The sequence below is a fragment of the Vibrio sp. 811 genome (assembly GCF_033339195.1).
In genome coordinates this window covers 1-566 of sequence record NZ_JAWOUB010000734.1, presented here as the reverse complement: position 1 = coordinate 566, position 566 = coordinate 1, and the positions used below count along the sequence as shown (strand labels likewise).

Genomic DNA, 566 nt, shown 5'->3' with positions numbered 1-566 from the left:
TAGCTCTTTGTAAGCTGCTAGCGGAGAAGGGCAAGGCAATGTGAATCGACGAGAAGGAACTACTTGGAAAATATCGCCTTTTACCACGAATTCTTTTAGATCACGGACGATTTGACAGAAATCTTGATCCGAAACGCTTGGTTGAGCTGTGATATTGGCCACTTGCGTTGCGTCTGGAAGACGCTTTGGCGATGTGCATTGAGCTCGGATATCTTCGATTCGACTTTCTAGCGCTGCTTTTTGCGAGCCGTCAACGAACAATGTTGCTTGCAGTTGGCAGGATTCTGTTTGGTGATCTACAACCAGCAATGTTTCCGCAACATAGAAGACGTAATCCGGACACTGGTTTGTTGCTACCGCGTCTCCTAATGGTTCGAAGTTCGCCACCAAGTCATACGCAAATAGGCCACCAAGGAAAATGGCATGTTTGTCTTGCGAAGAAAGATCAAAACTGTGCTGTACCAAACGAAGTGCATCAAAAGAAGAGGCTTCTTGTAGACGAGAATCTTCATCAATCGTATCGCAAGGTTGGATGAATTCTAAAGTCAGTGTTTCGCCGTCAAATT

The 566-nt window shown here is 45.4% G+C and carries 1 pseudogene; it reads right to left on the bottom strand.

From position 1 onward, the window contains the following. Positions 1 to 566, bottom strand: a pseudogene (locus R7Q46_RS29120) (anthranilate synthase component I); the annotation flags it as partial.